This is a genomic window from Brotomerdimonas butyrica (genome assembly GCF_025567305.1).
Taxonomy (GTDB): Bacteria; Bacillota; Clostridia; order Peptostreptococcales; family Anaerovoracaceae; genus Lentihominibacter; species Lentihominibacter butyricus.
Genome location: NZ_JAOQJP010000008.1, coordinates 46015 through 61929, shown reverse-complemented (window position 1 = coordinate 61929; position 15915 = coordinate 46015). Strand labels below are relative to the sequence as shown.

The window sequence follows — 15915 nt, the reverse complement described above, 5'->3', positions numbered from 1 at the left end:
CGTCACCTCTCCTTTCCCTTTTTCTTTCCTGCCGAAAGGTTCCTTCCCGCGTCTTTTACAGAAGCTGCTTTTTTTCTTTTTTCTGATCCTTCCCTGTATTTCTGAAGCTCTTCTCTCACAGAAGTCCTCTGCTTCCTACCCGTAGGGATATCGTTTTCCTTCTCTGAGTGCTGCAAAGACTGAGGGCTTTTTCCGGTCTTTGCAAGAATGGGGTTTCGGTCCAGTTCCTTCTCCATCGTTTTCACGACCGATGCCTTGTCCACCGTATTCAGATGGAATCTCTCCACTATCCGGTTGATCTTCGGAGCATCCGTCGCTCTTGCGATCACATCGATAGCTGCATCAGGGCTTCCGCTTCCCTTTTCTCTGAGCACACTGTAAAGTACGCCGTATCGTTTTGCTTCCTTTGCGAATCTCTTCAGATCCTTCTGCTGCACTGTGAAGACCTTGAGCTCATTTCCTGATCTTATCATATTGGAAAGTCTCGCCTTTCCATGTGTTTTCTGTTCCTCTTTCAGCACTGCCGCGATGAGGACCGCCAGGTTCTTTGCACCTGAACCTGTGATCCTGGCCGCGACCTCCACTCCTTCCAGCGACATCCTCACGATCTGTTCTGCCGCATCACCGCCTGCGTTCATCTCTTTTCATCTCCTCTCTTTCTATCTGCCGGATGCTTTCCTCCATCCGTACACTCCTTGTTTCGATGTTCTCTGTGAGCCTGATCTCCTTTCGGAGTACTTTCAGCTCTTCGCCGATCTCCGCGATCCGTTCCTTTGCATCTTCTTTTTCTCCCTCCGGGATCTTCCTCCGGATCAGGTTCCGAAGCTGCGTCCGTTCTCCTGTCAGCAGCTCCGCTTTCTCCACCCTGAGATCCCGGCAGACTTTCAGGTGATCCAGATCCTTTATGGACTCCCTGCTGATGAACCGCGCCTCCTCTATGATCATGTCAAGCTTTCTGATATCATCACGGATAAGATGAGGGACTCTTGCCGGAGCTTTCCGGTATCTCGGAAGGTATCCCAGAAGATAGCAGTAGTGAAGGTACAGACCTTTCAGCCCGCCGATCCTGCGTATCTTCTCTCGTCTTGTCGGAAGTCGGTACTGACATCTGACATGGACCGTCTTCTGGAAAACCTCGAAGACCTTGTGCTCCGTCTCTTCTGTGATCCTCTCAAGGATCCGCTGCTTCGTGTAGTCTTCTCCAAGTCCCGAAAGTCTCATGGGCTTTTTCCATTCCTTCATCTTCACCGTCCAGTGTTTCCTGTCGTCCCTGAAGCTGCAGGTATATCCCCTGGACTTCATCACGATCTCGAATTCCTTCAGGTTCGTCGAGACTGCTATCGCCTCATCGACGGCTGCACGCGTCACATTCCTTCGCGTGCTCCCGCCCTGCTGTTCGCTTCGGTGTTCCTGATACGGCAGGCCTTTTCCTTTCGGATGCTCCACCACGCTGAGGCCATACTCCCGGCAGATCTCATCCGATACCCTGTTCAGCTCGTACCACTGCTTTTCCCGCAGTCTCCTGCCATGCCGGAATGAAACGGAATTCACGACGAAATGGTTATGGATATGATCTGTATTGAGATGGGTCGCGACCAGCACCTGATAATCCTCGCCCCAGACCCGCTGTGCGAACTCGACTCCGATCCGGTGAGCAAGCTCTGGGCTGACCTCGCCCTCCTCAAAACTCTGGTATCCGTGATATGCGACGATGCCGCCTTCTTTTCCGAACTGTTTCTTCACGGTCACGAACTGGTCTCTTGCGATCTGCGCACTGCAGTTGATCCCGGTGACAAAGAACTGCTTCTCCGTCTTATCTTCATCTGCAGCATAATGCATCACATCTGTGAGTGCAGAAAGCTCTTCTCTGTTCCACTTCGGATTGGCTGTCTTCATCTCATCCATCACATAGGAAAGCGGGCTGTCCGGCTTTCCCCGCACCGGCCAGATCTTTGTCACAGCCATTTGGCGATACCATCCTCCGGCGTGAGGAACCGCCTTTCGATATCTGCCTGAAAGCTTCTCCATCTTCCGATTTCCTGATGAATCAGCTGCTCTTCGTCCGGGGATGCTCCTTTTGCATGATCGAGGATCCTCTGCAACTGGTCAGCCATGCTGCTCACATCCCGCATAGCATCATAGAACTCGTCACCCGGCTTCTCCCTCGGCTCGTATCCTTTGACCAGCTCTCTCACAAGCCCCGCCTCCGAGCGGCAGGCTTTCTTCGCCTTCTTCTTCAGTTCTTCTGCCTCTTTTCTGTTGAGGGTATAATACTTCCTGATGCTTCTTTTCATCTCTTCTCCTTTCCTTCTCCGGGGTATCAGGGTCCTCCCTGAAAGCTTCTGTTCTGCTCTATGGGGGCAGAATGGTCTGCTTGCTAAAGATAGACACCCGGGATCCCCCACCCTGTTATTACCGCTCATGATCGACTCTTTCCTGACGTAAAGGCACCGCTCTGATGCCGCCTGCCGTCATGAAAAACTTCTCCGGATCGCGGAACCTGTCCATATATTTCTGCTTCAGATCATCCGGCAGCGAGAGAAAATTCTCGCTTTCCACCGGTGCATAGGCAATAAAAAAAGGACCAGCAATTATATCCATGATCTGCCCGTCCTCTCCGTATATCGCCCTGTTTAAGGGCATCCCGTTCATCTTCCCTTCTTCATTGCATATCAGTGCCACCTCATCCTCAAACGGCATATACTCCTCGATGAGTCCTCCCACTGCAGCCTGCATGGCTCCAAGACTGTCGTCCATCACCCTGATCACGGCTCTTTCTCCCGGCTCTACCATGATCACTTCTATTGTTGTCCGTTCCTCCATTTTATCAGCTCCTTTCACTGCCATAAGATATTCATTGTAATCTTTTCCTTCTTCTGCTCTGTTAATCTCCACGCTGTATCTTCCTTCCAGAAACTTTTCTGCCTGCTCGGCCGCCCGTCTTCCTGTCCTGTCATTATCGAAATGCAGAGCGACCGTCTTCGTCTCAGGATGTGCTTCAAGATACCTTCTGAGAGCTGCCGGGATCCTTCCCTCGCTATCCGCTTCTGCTGCCGAAACTCCGGCTGTCGATATCAGGCTTTCCCCTTCATATTCTTTCTCCTGCATCCTGCGGAGAGTCATATAGGAGAGCAGATCGATCGCACTCTCGAACACCCGTACCGTCTCTGCAGTTTTTCTTTCGATCCGGAAAGCATACTCTTTCCGGCTTCCGCGAATATCTCCTTTTCGATTTCCAGACGTTGTCCTGTATGACGCATGTGCCGGAACCCCGGTTTCATCCAGCCCCACAAAGATGACGCTATGATCCTTTGCAGCCTCATAGATCAGTCCTTCATCGATCAGTTCATGCACGATCTTACAGTCGATCCCGCGTCCAGTCAGATATCTGATCACCTTCCCGCTTTCCGGACTTTTTACGAAAAGCCTGAATTCTTTCTTCTCTTCAGGGATCCGCATATCCTGTGTTTTTTCTATGTTCATGACCTTGTTCACTTCTTTCACCGCCATCTGGAACGAATAGCCCTTCACCTTTATCAGATAGTCCACGGCACTCCTGCCGCCAATGCCGCGGGAGAACCAGTGCCAGAGCCCATTGGATATCTTGAAACTGTCGTGTGATCTCAGACACCAGGTATCATGAGAAAATCTTTTCAGCTCAAAAGGATCCGCAATCTTCAGATACGAAAGCAGATCATGCTTTTTCGCCTCTTCTATTTCCTTACCAGTCACCCACATATCGCTACCTTTCCTGTTCCCTGCCCTTTCTGAACTCCTCATGATTCTTCACCACATCACCGATCAGCAGCCCTTCCTTCTGAAAACTGAAGCTTTTCCCGCTGCCGCATCCCACGACCAGATGATCCACCATTTTGATCCCAAGAAGATTTCCTGCCTTCTTCAGCGTCTGCGTCGCTTCCGCATCTTCTCTGGACGGCGACGGGTTTCCTGAAGGATGACAGTGGAATGCTATGAATGCCGCCGCATTGGAAAGTATGCTGCTTTTGAACACCTCCCGCGGACTCACAAGTGCCTGGTTCAGTGTTCCGATACTCACCACGTTCATACTGATCGGTTTTCCATCAGCGGCCATATTTAGGATGCAGAACACTTCCCTGTCGAACTGGGAAATGAGATCCTTTATGAGTGCGACCGCATCATCCGACGAGGTAACCGGCGTGTCGCTGATGAGGGAAGGCTCCTTCACCAGACGCACGTTCACCACCTCAAGGCTTCCGTATTCCGTCGTCTTTTCCTTCTCCTTCGTCATTTTCCGTCTCCTCCCTTTCTTTCAGATCCACTGATATAACGGTTCCCTCTTTCAGACCTTCGATGATGATATCCCGAAGCTCCCCGAAAGATCTGATCTTCAGTTCTGCCATATATGCTCCCTCCTCTCTCCTGTTTTCGGGCAAAATAAATACCGGAAAGATCTCTCCTTCCGGTAATGTACTTCTATCTCCACTTAAATATCTTTGAAATACAATGCATCCTCAAAGCCGTCCAGATATGCTGACTTATAGATCTGATCCGCCAGCAAGTCCAGATCCGAGATCTGTATCTCATCCAGTCCCTCGCAGATCTTCCGATATGACTGCCGGATCTTTTTCGGGTAATCCTCTTTCATGAAATGCTCTTCATCCTTCATCTGCGGTTTCTGTATATCCTTTTCCATTAAGAGATCCTCCTGTTTTTGATTACAGCATAAACCTTTTGCGAAAACAGTCAATTATGAGACTCCACTAATATTTTCTTGGATCGTATGATGCGCAGAGAACTAATTCAACAAACTGGAATTTTACGCTTTCTTAATTGGATGTCTAATTACAGTTTTCCATTTTTCTGGGGCAACCTTTCTTGCATCAGACATATAAATCTCGTGGTGCAACCTATCTTTGTTAATATCATTAACATATCCATTTTGTTCTAAATAAGTATCCATAAGAGCAACAGTTGCTGGCTCATTATCAAAAGAACCAATATGCATAATTTGAACGCATAATCCCTCATCAATCGTAAGATACTCTGCTGACGAACAATCAAGTTTCTTCTTTTTCGTTGCTGTTTCTACCGCCCAGTCAAAATCAGCTTTAGAAATGAAATCAGGCAAACGGATAACAGAAATCCAGCTGAAAGCAGACTTATTTGTATAATCTACACTCTCGACATCATCCTGCCACCAAAAACCTTCCAATGGCGGAACAACATATTCAAAAAATCCTTCAATTTTATAATCAGTCTTGTAACTCATTTTTAATGTGTATGCAACAGCATATAGAACACTGATTGCTTGTTGATATGCTCCGCCTTCTTCATTTGGATTGCCTTTTCCTCTAACTGCAATATAATTTGCCTTAGGTACATTTACAATCTCTGGTTTGTTCTTCGGCATATAGAATTCTTTATACTCTTTTTTAAAATCAAAAGCCATAATAACCTCCAAAATTCCAGTTTGCACATCTATTATACCATCTCCCATGTATCTGCGGGTGCACATTTTGCACCCGCTGTGCCGGAGCAATTCCTATCGTTCCATATCCTTCTGAGCCTTATGCTTTTCATTTTCCATGATATTCCTGATCTGAGGATCCTTTTCCAGCACATGGTTCATCATTCGTGCAAACTCCTGCTCTGTCAGGGTCACTCCCCTTGACATGCGCGCATGATCCGGGTCCCAGTCCCTGATATCATATTTTGCTGCGCCTCCATTCCAGGAGACAAGGTTGATCTCCTTGTTCCAGCCTGTCGGATATCTGTTTATCACTCCGATTCTTTTCACGATCTCGTATGCTATCTCATTATCCCTCATTCTCATACCCTCCATTCCTTTTTTGTCCTGTCTCTTCTGCTTTATCTGCAAAATATGCGATCACCTTGTGGTTCTTCACCGCCTGCTGCAGCTCGATCACTGCACCGATCTCATCGTTTCGGATATCTGTCTCAAGCAGATCTTTAAGCTGGAAGTTCATCACTTTCTTCTCATCATCAAAGCCTGCATCAAGGAGCTTTCCGAATATCCTCAGTTTCGCTTTCCTGTCCATCTGCATCACCTTCTCTCACAATATTCTTTTCCTGCACAGTCCGTTCCTGCAGGATCTTCTCCATACAGAATCCGCAGAAGGGGGCAGCCCTCTGTCTGAACGGACACATTTGCGGACATCTTCTCTTTCCCATCACTACCACCTCTCCTTCAGCAGCCTCATGCCGTATTCCGTGAATGCATACCAGTTCGTATGGTCGAACGGATCCTCATTGAATCCGGATGCCACGATGATGCCCTTCTTTTTCAATCTTTTGACGGCCGCTCCTGCCTGCCATACCGTGAGGAACGGGCAGTATACCGTCATGCTCTTTACCGAGCATCTGCACCATTTTTTATCTCCTGTGGTGACCGTCTCCTCCAGATTATCCGTTATGAGATCATCAAGGAGCTCCGCGACGATCCCTGCATTCGTGCCGCATATCGAGGCTATGTTCTCATTGCAGTTTGCCATATAGATCCCTTTCCAGGATCAGAAAAGGCGGCTCTCCTGCCGCCTCCGACCCTTATCCTCTAGTCTTCATCCTTCTCGCTTTCCTCTTCCTCAGAAGCATCTGCGGAAACCTCTTTTCTGTGTCTTCTCACCTGCTCTGCCGCAAGGCATGTCAGAAGCAGCAGTGCAGCAAGTCCGATTGCGATGAACACCTTCATATCGCTGTCATCTCCCGTCTTCGGTGTGCCCGGAGGGGTCTCCTGTGTGAAGTGCACAGTCTGTCCTTCGTCCTCGATATCCGCATGCACCGCCATCTTCAGGTCATCCTGATACAGATCCTCGAACACCACGACGCTCTTTCCCTTCAGCAGACTCCCGTCCACTTTGAACTCCACGTTCACTGTTCCGGAAGAGCTCTTTGCAGTGAAGGTCGTTTCTGCGGTCACTTCTTTACCGTTTTCCATCACCGCTTTTCCGGTATCTTTATACATGAGCGTGCCTTTCAGCTTATATGTCCCTCCCTTGTTCAGACCTTCATAGCTCACCGTATCCACGATTGTGACTTTTCCTTCCGGCTTTCCGTAGTGCGTCCCGGTGCTCCCGTCCTTTGCCTCTGTCCCGATCTCGATACGGTCATCCGTCAGTGTCCCCAGCGGGATCGTCACCGAATCCTTATACACGCTGACTCTGATCTTCAGCAGCTTCATGCCTTCGTTGGCATCACATCTCTGCTCCGCGATCTCATAGTCATCATATATCAGTGCACCTTTCGAATCATCCGGATCTGTCGTCCCGAACCAGATCCCGTCTTCAGACGTCTTCCCGGCGTTGGTGTTATGGCTGTGTCTGTTCCACTTCGAAGCAGTGCTTGCATATCCGTTCTTATCCGTCACGATGGTGTGGTTCTCCCCTGTAGTCAGAGATGTGATCGTGAACGGCACGCCCGCCAGTCTCTCAAGGTCTCCGTCCGACACCTTCACAAATTCGAGATCCCCGCGCTTCACCTGCTCCGCTGCGGTCTGTGTGTTATATACCTTCACGGTCTCCTTCACTCCTGCAGAGATAATGTCTGCTGTAAAGATCTCATCGGTCAGACGATACCCCTCCGGTGCCTTCATCTCAGTGATACGGACATGCCCCAGAGGAATGCACGGCGTTTTGCCATCGCTCTGATAGTAGAACTCATCTCCTGAAACGAGATAATCCTTCGTGAACTTTATCTTCCCCTCCTTATCAGTACGGAAGATCCATGTCCTGTACGCTTTCATCTCCGAGGATCCGGCCATTGCCTCCGGTCTCACTGCAGATGCTCTCTGTGCAAAGAACTCCACTTTGAACTCTGCCCCTTCCAGAGAAGCTGCACCCTGCGGCTCAGGCTTTCCTGTCTCACAGTCGATCTTTTCAAGCAGCAGATCGATGGGATCACTCTGCGGGATCTCCTTCACGGCAAGTGATATGGTCTGATCCACCTTCACACTGACGTTATGACCGGACACATCTACCGCATATCCTGGTGACGGCTGCATTTCCTTTACGGTGTAGTTTCCCACGAGGATGTTATCGAGACTCCCTGTCCCGTCCGCTCCTGTGGTGATGGTGCCGATCAGTGCGTTCCCGTAATATACCCCGTACTTTGCTCCGGCAAGAGAATAGTTCGGGTTTCCGTCTGTCATATCGGTATCTGCCGATGTCTTTGCAAGACGGATGCTCCCGGTGTCATTGAAGGAGCCCACGATGTCCTGACAGCCTGCGATCTTTATCCTGTAGGCTCTGTAGTTTGCTGGAGGATCCGGAAGTCCCGCCACATAGCTGTAAAGGCTCTTTGCCTTGTTCTTCCAGCTCTCCGAAAGTCCTCTGAAAGGATCCGCATCGGAGCTTGTTGTCTTATCATAGGCGATCGATATGATGATATGTGTCAGACAGTATGCATCGTCTTCCCCGTCCCACTGACCGCTAAGTTGTCTGTCCGTATAGTCCGAAAAGCCCGGACCTCCGTAACCGTAGTAAAGGCACTTTGCCAGCATGGAATCCGGACTCAGGAAGCTGTATGAATATGTCCCTTCCTTAGGGGATGGCAGCTGCGGCTGAGCACAGTAGACCGGACTGTTCTTGTCTCCTGCGTAATAGTAGTGTGTGAAGTGAGATGAGTAATCAATGACTCTCCCCACCTTAAGGCTGATCGTTCCGTCCGCCGCATATGCACTCTGCGTTGCTGCCGGAATGAATGCGGAGAAAAGCAGTGCGATCATCACGAGGATCACCGGTATCCTCCTGCCTTTCCCATATCTGAGTTTTTCTGTCATGTTCATGTGTTTTTCCTTTCTGCCATAAGGGCATAAAAAAAGACAGCCTCATTGTTATGAAACTGTCCTGCTAAATAAGATAAATCTCTCTATGACCATCTGAAGGAATACCAGCTGAGAATAGAATATCTCTTGCTGTCTTCAGCAGGTATCTTATCTCTCTCTGTCACGCTCTTTCTGTCTGGCTCTGTGTTTCGCATAAAACTCCAGTGCTCGGATGATATATGTCTCCCGCTCTGCAGCAGGAAGATCCTTCGGCAGGAGCTTTCTCGTCCGGTCGTCTCTAAGGACGATACGCTCCTTCTGGTTGGGCTTCTCCTCCTGCATGACGGCAGTGATCGCCTCAGCAGTGAGTTTCCCGTCACTCAGCAGTTTCCTCATCCGGATGGTCTGGTCATGACTAGGGGTACATGCCTCCATCTCCATGTTCTCCAGGAGCTCCTCCTGCAGCTCCTTCGGGAAGTATGAGATCTCGACGGCAGGACGCATGGCGATCTTCCCCTCATCCACCATCTCAAGGATCGCAGGGATCAGCTCGGTGAGACGGATATATCTGCGGATCTGTTCGCGACTTTCACCGACCTCATTACCTATCTTCTCTCGAGCCTCAGTAAACTTCCGCCCCACTGGTGCGGAAGTTAAATCCGTCCGCTTTCCCTGATTCTTCATCGCCTCCAGCCTCATCTTATATGCAAAGGCTTTCTCACTGGGAAGGATCGTGGTCCTCTGGAGGTTGCTGTCACACATCATGATGACAGCCGTATCCTTATCGAGATCCACCACTTCACCTCTGATAGTCTTGTATCCAAGAAGCTCGCAGGCTCTTTTTCTCCTGTGCCCTGAGATCATTTCAAAAGTCCCTCCCGGTATCTTCCTTACCGTCACCGGTGTGAGCACGCCGTTTTCCCGTATGCTCTCCATCAGATCCATCATGTCCTCATCATCTCTTACCTTGTACGGATGATCCGGGAAATCCGCGATCTGATCGATTGGGAGCTCCCGGATTCTTGGAAGCTTCCTCTCATCTCTGACCTCCTGCGTGGTGAACAGATCATCGACTCCTTTCAGTTCGAATCTTGGCTTTTTCTTTTCTACCATCTCTGATCACCTCCTCTGCAAGTCCCGCATATGATTTCGCCACATCGCTTTTCGGATCATATCGGAAGATACTGACTCCCTGTGCTGATGTCTCTGCAGCTTTGATCCTCATTGGTATGCTATTCTCGTAGATCCTGACCCGCTCTCCGTATCTTGCCTTTATCATCTCCGGGACCTCCACGGAAAACGTGGTCCTGGCATCCACCAGAGTCATCAGCACTCCATCCACCTTAAGGTGCGGGTTCACGAACTTCTGAACCTTCCCGACGGTTCCCAGAAGCTGCTCCATGCCCTTTGCAGGAAGATAATGCGCCTGCACCGGTATGATGACACTGTCTGACGCAGCCAGCGCATTGATCGTGATCATCCCCAGAGACGGCATGCAGTCGATCAGGACATAGTCAAAATATTTTCTTACCTTCTCCACATATCCTTTGAGCACTCTCTCACGGTTCATGACACTGACCAGACTCATCTCCATGGCGGAAAGCTCCAGATTGGACGGCAGGAAATATACACCTTCCTCTGTTTTCCGTATTCCCTCCATCGGATCGAACACTTCCTCATTCGCTGCCTTTCCCATCATGGTGGATACTGTCACATCAAGCTCGTCCGTCCGTTCTATCCCCAGACATGCGGAAAGATCCGACTGCGGATCGAGGTCGATCAGGAGCACCCTTTCGCCTTTCATGGCAAGTGCCACTCCCAGACTGGCAGCCGTTGTGGTCTTTCCCACACCACCTTTCTGGTTACAGATCGAAATGACTTTACTCATACACGTCACACTCCTCCTGCATATCGCAGAACCTGCACCGCTGCGGCATATCATCGGCACTGTCATCCTCGAGAAGATCATCCATGCACAGATACGTGATACCGATCGCTGTGAAATAGTCCACGAAGATCTCTGTGAGCTGCGGATTCTTTCCTGCCAGGTCACGGATCACCACGGAGAGTTCATAGGTCGCATGATCATGAGCAAGAGCTGTAATAAGGGCTAAAGATGTCTCCCGCTCTTTTCCCGCCAGTTCCAAAAGAACTTCCACATACTTCTGCAGCACCTTCTCCTCATCTGCCTCCTCGAAGCTTTGCCTGATACGCTCAAATGCTTCTTCCGCCAGACAGCAGTATGCATGCTTCTCCAGTTCCGTGATCTCTTTTTTCTTCATCGGGATATCAGGGATCTCCGTTTCGATGTTCTTCCTATCATTCTTATATTTTTTCATGCATTTACCTCCTTTTTTCGGATACAAAAAAAGACCATACCTTTATTGGCATGGCCATGTATCTGTCATCATTCACATGTGTTTCGGTTTCGCCTTCAGGAACCGGATCAGTGCATCATCCACAGCGTCCGTATACTTTCCCTGGCGTGTCAGCTCGTTTTTCATATTTATCATACTGTAGACGATGAGGTCGTATTCCTCCTTCGTCAGATGCAGCAGGAACTTCGGTGATCTTCTGAACATATCCATCTCTCCTTCCGTTGATGCTATCATAAAGCTTTTTTGTGCCGTGCACCAATGTGCGAACGGCTGTGATTCGCACATGTCATGTCCTCATTTTACTGGACATGGACCGGATCAGGTGGTATCTGAGTGCACCTGGCTGCACTCACCTGCACCGGTGGCAGATCGCCGGAACCGTTGCAATCGCTGGGATACGTTGAAATTAAAAGACCCGAGGCATTTTGCCTCGGGTGTGATTTCTTGGTTGCGGGGGCAGGATTTGAACCTACGGCCTCCGGGTTATGAGCCCGACGAGCTACCAACTGCTCCACCCCGCGACATTATGATGTAAACATCTGTAATATTCCATTGTACTTTTATTGGTGCCGGAGACCGGGGTCGAACCGGTACGATCGGTAAGGATCGCAGGATTTTAAGTCCTGTGCGTCTGCCAATTCCGCCACTCCGGCAAATAATAATCTGAAGTCAAAACTTCAGATTATTATTTTTTTCTGGCTCCAAGGGTGGGGCTCGAACCCACAGCCTATCGGTTAACAGCCGAGTGCTCCACCATTGAGCTACCTTGGAATATTGGGTTGTTGTCTTAACGACAAGACTGATTATATCTCAATATATAGCAGTCTGTCAACCCAAAAATCAAAGTTTTTTATTTAAATTTGTTTTTTATTTTTCAGCTGGTTTTTCAGCACGCTTCAAGCCGCATTTCAGACCTTTCGTCCTTCAGCCAGCCTTCCGCACCGGCAAGCCCGGCATTCCCGGAAAGCATGCCTTTTACATGACCTTTACGACGGGTTCTGCCTGTTGCCAGTTCTATTCTACCGATATCACTTCCGGCTCAAGCATCTCGGGCTGATTTTTCTGAAGCTTTTCATCTTCCTTCCGGATCACTTCCGCGTTTACCTTCTGATCCTCCGTCATCAGTCCCTGTACCATCCGGATCTTTCGCGAATACTTTTCGACATTCGCTTCATCTCCCTCGGCTCTGTATATGTCAAGAAGCTCCTGCATAGTCTCCAGATGGCTCCCGTTCAGCCTGAGCGCCTGTTTCAGCCGCTCTTTGGCATCTTCTGTCCTGCCGCATTCTCTGTATGCCACACCTAGATAATAGTGGAGCGGCCACCAGTCGCTGAATCTAGATGATAAGAACGGCTCAAGTATCTGCAAACCCTTTTCATATCTTCCGGCCATGATATCGTTGCAGCCCTCTTCTATGCGGATCGGCTCCTCTATCTGCTCGAGCCTCTTTCTTATCTCTTTTTTATCCTTGCTTATCCTGCTGAGCTTCATGAAGCGTTTCCACGCTATGTCAGCTTTCGCATAAAGCCCGAGATTGAGATATGCATAACCTAGATAATAATAACCCTGAGCGAACTTCGGATGCACTTCTGTGAGCATTTCGAACCATTCCAGCGCCTCAGCCTTGAAGCGTCCCACGTGCTCTTCACTGTCTCCGGCAAGATAGATCGCTCTGCAGGCCCTCGCATAGCTGTACATCGCATCGAGGTAGCCCGGTTTCACGCAAAGAGCTGCACGGAAATGTATGCACGCGTTGTCCATATCGCCCTTCTCCGCAGCGTCCCTGCCGGTCTTCAGCATCGCCTCGCTGATCCCTGATCCGAACAGCGCCGACAGTATCGCCGCATAGTCAACTGTGTGCCTGAAATGCGGGTCGCATCCCATCACCCATGCCATATTCTCTGCGATCACAGACATCGAGATACCGCTGCCGCCGGCAAAGTCCTTCACCTCTTCCTCGCGCAGAGGTATCGGGATCCCGAGCATCAGATCGCCGGCCTTTGATTTCTTTGCAAATTCCTCCGAAAACTCCGCAAACACAAACCTGTTCAGGTACTTCCTGAAGTATTTTCCTATGCGGTCCGTCCTCGTACGTATATCATATTGTTCTTTCTGAGAAGCAAACATCACATCTACTCCTTATCCGCTACAGCGCTCTGAATCTTTCATCTCTGAACATGTCGTGATTATTCATGGCTTTTCTGAGCAAATTCATCATCTTTTCCTTGTCATCCGGCAGATCGCCTCTGAGCGATACGTAATTCGACGCATGGTTGCTCCTGAATACGCACTTCTTCGTAACGTTAGTGTTTTCCAGCATCAGCAAAGTCTCCGCCATTACCTCGTCAGGTGACAGCAGTTTCAGCTTGCCCGACTCGATATCCTTTGCCATAGGGACCGACGGCTCCACTATAAGAGTCAGCAGTCCTACATATGACGGCTCCATCTCGCTTATCATCGTACCGGTCTGTATCGCATGATCCTCCCAGCCGTCTTTGCCGGCAAGGCCGGAAATGAACGTAACCGAAGACTGCATGCCGCATGCCTCGATCTTTCTTACAGCGTCGATCAGCTCCTGTCTCGTCTCACCCTTGCAGATGTCCTTCAGGACCTTGTCACTTCCCGACTCGGCTCCGATGTAGACCATCGTAAGACCTGCCTCGTAAAGCTCACGCATCTCCTCGTCAGTCTTCTTGAGAACGTCTGTCGCTCTTCCGTATATCGTCACTCTCTCACACTCCGGAAAGTTGTCCGATATATATTTCAGGATAGGCATCAGCCTCTTGTTGGAAAGCGCCAGCGCGTCACCGTCGCACAGAAACATCCTTTCGACTCTGCTGTACCGTCTCCTTGCCCATGCCAGATCTTCGAACACCTCATCGAGATTCCTGACCCTGAATTTCTTGTCCTTGAACATTTTACAGAACGTGCACTTGTTATGCGTACATCCTATAGTGACCTGCACCAGCAGGCTGTATGCCTCGCTGGGCGGTCTGTATATATCTCCCTCGTATCTCATTCTCTCCTCCTGGATATCTGTTACAGGTAGCTACATCTTTTCAGGCGCCTTCATTCCAAGCAGACCGAGACCGTTCTTTATTGCAGTCTTTGCAGCCAGCACCAGCGCTATCTTAGCGATCTTCTCATCTTCATTGTCCACCAGGATGTGTTCGTCATGATAGAACTTGTTGAATGCCTGCGATATATCCACTATATGTCTCGTAACGATCGACGGTTCGTATTTTTCACCTGCTTCAACGATCACCTCAGGCAGTTCGTAGATCAGCGACATGAGTCTGTGTGCGCTTTCCGAAGTGATATACTTCGCATCGAAACCGGCCCTGGCCTTTGCAACTGCATCATCGCCTGCATTCCTGAGTATGCTGCATGCTCTCGCATGAGTGTACTGAACGTAAGGACCCGTCTCTCCCTCAAAGTTGAGGACCTTATCCCATGAGAACACGTAATCCTTGATCCTGTAGTTCGACAGCTCGTTGAACACTACAGCACCTATGCCTACTTCCTTTGCAGTCTCGTCGATGTTTTCTGTATTTACATTTTTCTCTTTGATTATCTGTCTTGTCTGCTCTACAGCTCTATTGAGCACGTCTTCGAGGAATATCACTCTGCCCTGTCTCGTCGACATCGTACCCTCTTCCATGCTGACAAGTCCGAACGGAACATGCACGCAGTCTTTAGCCCAGTCGTATCCGAGGAGCTCGATCACCTTGATCCACTGCTGGAAATGCAGATTCTGCTGTGAAGCCACAACGTATATATTCTTGTAGAAATCGTACGTTTCCTTTCTGTATACGGCTGCTGCGATATCTCTCGTGATGTAAAGCGTCGAGCCGTCTGATTTCGTTATCAGCGCAGGCGGCAGGTCGTATTCGTCGAGCTTGACGATCTGAGCTCCGGCGTCCTCCACGAGCAGGCCCTTGTCCTTGAGCTCCTGTACGAATCTAGGCATCTTGTCCGAGTAGAAGCTCTCGCCGTTGTACGAATCGAAGGTGATCCCGAGCATATCGTATACTCTGTTGAATTCCTTGAGACTCTCATCTCTGAACCACTGCCAGAGTTCGACTTCCTCAGGCTCTCCCTTTTCGAGTTTTGCAAAGATCGCTCTCGCCTCATCCTCCAGTGCAGGATCCTTCTCGGCCTCTACATGGAATTTCGTGTAGTATGAGAGAAGCGACTTGATCGGCTCTTTTATAACGTCTTCCTTGTTGCCCCATCTTCTGTACGCACAGATCATCTTGCCGAACTGTGTTCCGTAGTCTCCGAGATGGTTGATCCTCATCGTGTCGTATCCCAGGAAGTCGTATATCTTGTATATCGAGTTTCCTATTACCGTACTTCTGATGTGTCCTATGTGGAAAGGCTTCGCGATATTCGGCGAAGAATATTCCACGATGACTTTCTTTCCGCCGCCGATGCTGCTCCTGCCGTAGTCATCACCCTTTTCGACAGCTTCGCTCACGACTTCTCGCGCGAAATCCTCTTTTGAAACGAACATATTGACATATGCATTGACGCTTTCCACCTTTTCAAACATCGGATCGTCTCCGATAGCTTCCGCGATCGATTTCGCGATCACAGGCGGCGCTTTTCTAAGCAGCTTCGCCAGCTTGAAGCACGGGAACGCATAGTCGCCCATCTTGATATCAGCCGGTGTTTCTATCATCGACATTATCTCGTCTTTCTCAAGACCCTCTATCTGCGGAGCCAGAATGTCCGCGATCTTTTCTCTGTAGCTGATCATATTATTCTCCCTTT

At 49.5% G+C, this 15915-nt stretch carries 19 protein-coding genes and 3 tRNA genes; all 22 read right to left on the bottom strand.

From position 1 onward, the window contains the following. Nucleotides 1–2: 2 nt before the first annotated feature. Nucleotides 3–638 carry a PcfB family protein gene (locus OCV59_RS06955; RefSeq protein WP_147593769.1) on the bottom strand — a complete coding sequence of 212 codons (636 nt, stop codon included), beginning with the start codon at nt 636–638 and terminating at the stop codon, nt 3–5. Next, complete coding sequence (locus OCV59_RS06950; protein WP_262584191.1) at nt 622–1965, bottom strand: relaxase/mobilization nuclease domain-containing protein; 1344 nt, start codon at nt 1963–1965, stop codon at nt 622–624. Before OCV59_RS06950 ends, OCV59_RS06955 begins: the two co-directional genes overlap by 17 nt. Then, complete coding sequence (locus OCV59_RS06945) at nt 1956–2294, bottom strand: plasmid mobilization relaxosome protein MobC (protein ID WP_147593767.1); 339 nt, start codon at nt 2292–2294, stop codon at nt 1956–1958. Before OCV59_RS06945 ends, OCV59_RS06950 begins: the two co-directional genes overlap by 10 nt. A gap of 118 nt (nt 2295–2412) precedes the next feature. Further along, nucleotides 2413–3780 carry a DUF3846 domain-containing protein gene (locus OCV59_RS06940; RefSeq protein WP_147593766.1) on the bottom strand — a complete coding sequence of 456 codons (1368 nt, stop codon included), beginning with the start codon at nt 3778–3780 and terminating at the stop codon, nt 2413–2415. Then, complete coding sequence (locus tag OCV59_RS06935; RefSeq protein WP_147593765.1) at nt 3743–4270, bottom strand: JAB domain-containing protein; 528 nt, start codon at nt 4268–4270, stop codon at nt 3743–3745. The genes OCV59_RS06940 and OCV59_RS06935 overlap by 38 nt, the downstream gene beginning before the upstream one ends. Continuing rightward, nucleotides 4227–4382 carry a hypothetical protein gene (locus OCV59_RS06930; protein ID WP_262584190.1) on the bottom strand — a complete coding sequence of 52 codons (156 nt, stop codon included), beginning with the start codon at nt 4380–4382 and terminating at the stop codon, nt 4227–4229. Before OCV59_RS06930 ends, OCV59_RS06935 begins: the two co-directional genes overlap by 44 nt. 83 nt (nt 4383–4465) lie before the next feature. Next, nucleotides 4466–4675, bottom strand: a complete 210-nt coding sequence (locus OCV59_RS06925) for a hypothetical protein (RefSeq protein ID WP_147593764.1) — start codon at nt 4673–4675, stop codon at nt 4466–4468. Nucleotides 4676–4798: 123 nt separating this feature from the next. Beyond that, on the bottom strand, nt 4799–5431 hold the full coding sequence (locus OCV59_RS06920; RefSeq protein ID WP_055247379.1) for a GyrI-like domain-containing protein: 633 nt from the start codon (nt 5429–5431) through the stop codon (nt 4799–4801). Nucleotides 5432–5524: 93 nt separating this feature from the next. Continuing rightward, a complete protein-coding gene (locus tag OCV59_RS06915) occupies nt 5525–5809 on the bottom strand; it encodes a YdbC family protein (RefSeq protein WP_147593763.1) in 285 nt (94 codons plus the stop codon). Continuing rightward, entirely contained in the window at nt 5799–6041 is a 243-nt protein-coding gene (locus OCV59_RS06910; RefSeq protein WP_147593762.1) for a hypothetical protein, read from the bottom strand. Before OCV59_RS06910 ends, OCV59_RS06915 begins: the two co-directional genes overlap by 11 nt. 135 nt (nt 6042–6176) lie before the next feature. Continuing rightward, the gene (locus tag OCV59_RS06905; RefSeq protein ID WP_147593761.1) at nt 6177–6494 is read right to left on the bottom strand and encodes a hypothetical protein; all 318 of its coding nucleotides are present in this window, start codon (nt 6492–6494) and stop codon (nt 6177–6179) included. A 59-nt stretch (nt 6495–6553) separates the two neighbouring features. Further along, nucleotides 6554–8782 carry a VaFE repeat-containing surface-anchored protein gene (locus OCV59_RS06900; RefSeq protein ID WP_147593760.1) on the bottom strand — a complete coding sequence of 743 codons (2229 nt, stop codon included), beginning with the start codon at nt 8780–8782 and terminating at the stop codon, nt 6554–6556. A 147-nt stretch (nt 8783–8929) separates the two neighbouring features. Further along, a complete protein-coding gene (locus OCV59_RS06895) occupies nt 8930–9874 on the bottom strand; it encodes a ParB/RepB/Spo0J family partition protein (protein ID WP_147593759.1) in 945 nt (314 codons plus the stop codon). After that, nucleotides 9828–10649 carry a ParA family protein gene (locus OCV59_RS06890; RefSeq protein ID WP_147593758.1) on the bottom strand — a complete coding sequence of 274 codons (822 nt, stop codon included), beginning with the start codon at nt 10647–10649 and terminating at the stop codon, nt 9828–9830. The genes OCV59_RS06895 and OCV59_RS06890 overlap by 47 nt, the downstream gene beginning before the upstream one ends. Then, a complete protein-coding gene (locus tag OCV59_RS06885) occupies nt 10642–11100 on the bottom strand; it encodes a hypothetical protein (protein ID WP_147593757.1) in 459 nt (152 codons plus the stop codon). The genes OCV59_RS06890 and OCV59_RS06885 overlap by 8 nt, the downstream gene beginning before the upstream one ends. 72 nt (nt 11101–11172) lie before the next feature. After that, nucleotides 11173–11343: a hypothetical protein gene (locus tag OCV59_RS06880; RefSeq protein ID WP_262584189.1), complete on the bottom strand. Its 171-nt coding sequence runs from the start codon at nt 11341–11343 to the stop codon at nt 11173–11175. Nucleotides 11344–11584: 241 nt separating this feature from the next. Continuing rightward, a tRNA-Met gene (locus OCV59_RS06875) sits at nt 11585–11660 on the bottom strand. A 43-nt stretch (nt 11661–11703) separates the two neighbouring features. Next, nucleotides 11704–11792, bottom strand: a tRNA-Leu gene (locus OCV59_RS06870). A gap of 43 nt (nt 11793–11835) precedes the next feature. Then, nucleotides 11836–11910 (bottom strand) — tRNA-Asn (locus OCV59_RS06865). 243 nt (nt 11911–12153) lie between these two features. Then, on the bottom strand, nt 12154–13266 hold the full coding sequence (locus OCV59_RS06860) for a tetratricopeptide repeat protein (RefSeq protein WP_147593756.1): 1113 nt from the start codon (nt 13264–13266) through the stop codon (nt 12154–12156). Between the two features lie 19 nt (nt 13267–13285). Further along, complete coding sequence (locus OCV59_RS06855; RefSeq protein ID WP_147593755.1) at nt 13286–14158, bottom strand: radical SAM protein; 873 nt, start codon at nt 14156–14158, stop codon at nt 13286–13288. 30 nt (nt 14159–14188) lie between these two features. Further along, nucleotides 14189–15898 carry an arginine--tRNA ligase gene (gene argS / locus OCV59_RS06850; RefSeq protein WP_449495050.1) on the bottom strand — a complete coding sequence of 570 codons (1710 nt, stop codon included), beginning with the start codon at nt 15896–15898 and terminating at the stop codon, nt 14189–14191. Nucleotides 15899–15915 lie beyond the last annotated feature (17 nt).

Excerpts from the sequence above, each read along its gene's own strand:
- OCV59_RS06905 (WP_147593761.1), bottom strand. The coding sequence starts at position 6,494 with ATGGCAAACTGCAATGAGAACATAGCCTCGATATGCGGCACGAATGCA.
- OCV59_RS06890 (WP_147593758.1), bottom strand. The coding sequence starts at position 10,649 with ATGAGTAAAGTCATTTCGATCTGTAACCAGAAAGGTGGTGTGGGAAAG.
- OCV59_RS06930 (WP_262584190.1), bottom strand. The coding sequence starts at position 4,382 with ATGGCAGAACTGAAGATCAGATCTTTCGGGGAGCTTCGGGATATCATC.
- OCV59_RS06880 (WP_262584189.1), bottom strand. The coding sequence starts at position 11,343 with ATGTTCAGAAGATCACCGAAGTTCCTGCTGCATCTGACGAAGGAGGAA.
- OCV59_RS06855 (WP_147593755.1), bottom strand. The coding sequence starts at position 14,158 with ATGAGATACGAGGGAGATATATACAGACCGCCCAGCGAGGCATACAGC.
- OCV59_RS06900 (WP_147593760.1), bottom strand. The coding sequence starts at position 8,782 with ATGAACATGACAGAAAAACTCAGATATGGGAAAGGCAGGAGGATACCG.
- OCV59_RS06895 (WP_147593759.1), bottom strand. The coding sequence starts at position 9,874 with ATGGTAGAAAAGAAAAAGCCAAGATTCGAACTGAAAGGAGTCGATGAT.
- OCV59_RS06955 (WP_147593769.1), bottom strand. The coding sequence starts at position 638 with ATGAACGCAGGCGGTGATGCGGCAGAACAGATCGTGAGGATGTCGCTG.
- OCV59_RS06935 (WP_147593765.1), bottom strand. The coding sequence starts at position 4,270 with ATGACGAAGGAGAAGGAAAAGACGACGGAATACGGAAGCCTTGAGGTG.
- OCV59_RS06925 (WP_147593764.1), bottom strand. The coding sequence starts at position 4,675 with ATGGAAAAGGATATACAGAAACCGCAGATGAAGGATGAAGAGCATTTC.
- OCV59_RS06920 (WP_055247379.1), bottom strand. The coding sequence starts at position 5,431 with ATGGCTTTTGATTTTAAAAAAGAGTATAAAGAATTCTATATGCCGAAG.
- OCV59_RS06860 (WP_147593756.1), bottom strand. The coding sequence starts at position 13,266 with ATGTTTGCTTCTCAGAAAGAACAATATGATATACGTACGAGGACGGAC.
- OCV59_RS06940 (WP_147593766.1), bottom strand. The coding sequence starts at position 3,780 with ATGAGGAGTTCAGAAAGGGCAGGGAACAGGAAAGGTAGCGATATGTGG.
- OCV59_RS06915 (WP_147593763.1), bottom strand. The coding sequence starts at position 5,809 with ATGAGGGATAATGAGATAGCATACGAGATCGTGAAAAGAATCGGAGTG.
- OCV59_RS06910 (WP_147593762.1), bottom strand. The coding sequence starts at position 6,041 with ATGGACAGGAAAGCGAAACTGAGGATATTCGGAAAGCTCCTTGATGCA.
- OCV59_RS06950 (WP_262584191.1), bottom strand. The coding sequence starts at position 1,965 with ATGGCTGTGACAAAGATCTGGCCGGTGCGGGGAAAGCCGGACAGCCCG.
- OCV59_RS06945 (WP_147593767.1), bottom strand. The coding sequence starts at position 2,294 with ATGAAAAGAAGCATCAGGAAGTATTATACCCTCAACAGAAAAGAGGCA.
- OCV59_RS06885 (WP_147593757.1), bottom strand. The coding sequence starts at position 11,100 with ATGAAAAAATATAAGAATGATAGGAAGAACATCGAAACGGAGATCCCT.